General features: G+C 47.4%; 1 protein-coding gene. It reads right to left on the reverse strand.

All coding sequences use genetic code 11. The features are described 5' to 3' along the window. Window positions 1–671, reverse strand: a 671-nt coding sequence (locus ACFINZ_RS11070) for a phage protease (protein WP_375701542.1), incomplete at both ends; no start/stop codon positions are given.

Raw genomic sequence — 671 nt, forward strand, 5'->3', positions numbered from 1 at the left:
TCCATCCCCCCTTCAAGGCTACAGAGCGCACGATATTCCTCGCGAGCAGCCGGCAAAATCTTGCCCTCTTCAATGGTCTTATCTAAAAGACTCTCAATGGCAGTATTTTTTTGCTCTTCTTGCAAAAGCGCTAAATCTTCTCGCGCTTTTGTTAATTGGGCATTTAATTCCACGCGTTCCTTTTCGCGCGCTTTAAGCGTTGCTAAAACCTCATCCGCTTTAGCATCTTCTGCCAGCGATAGTGCACTGGCAATGGCTGTCAAATCCATCATTTTCTCCGTCAAAGTTATAGGGGAAGGCTGTTCACGGCTTAAAGCCGTCATGACAAGGGCTGGACGGTTCACCAAACCAGCACCTGCTAAATTTAAAATTTCACCTTTCTTGGAATGGCGAAACTCCGGCGAAAGATAGCGATATTCTCGGGCAACAATCTTTTTAGCGGCCATATCGGTCCATTTAACACGCCCCCAAATCGCACCATCCCGCTCTGCTAATTCTTCAATCCAGCCACTGGCAGGTGCTTCTAAACCATTTCTCGCACGGTGATGTTGCCCATGCTCATAATCAATCACAAGCGGTCCTTTATTGGCTGCAAAGGCTTTTAAAATAGTTTGCGGGTTATAATGCCATTGTCGTCCATCACGTGCCTTCACATGGGGCGCTTTGGGCAA

Origin of the sequence: Bartonella sp. AA81SXKL, from assembly GCF_042196945.1 — a bacterium.
Taxonomy (GTDB): Bacteria; Pseudomonadota; Alphaproteobacteria; order Rhizobiales; family Rhizobiaceae; genus Bartonella.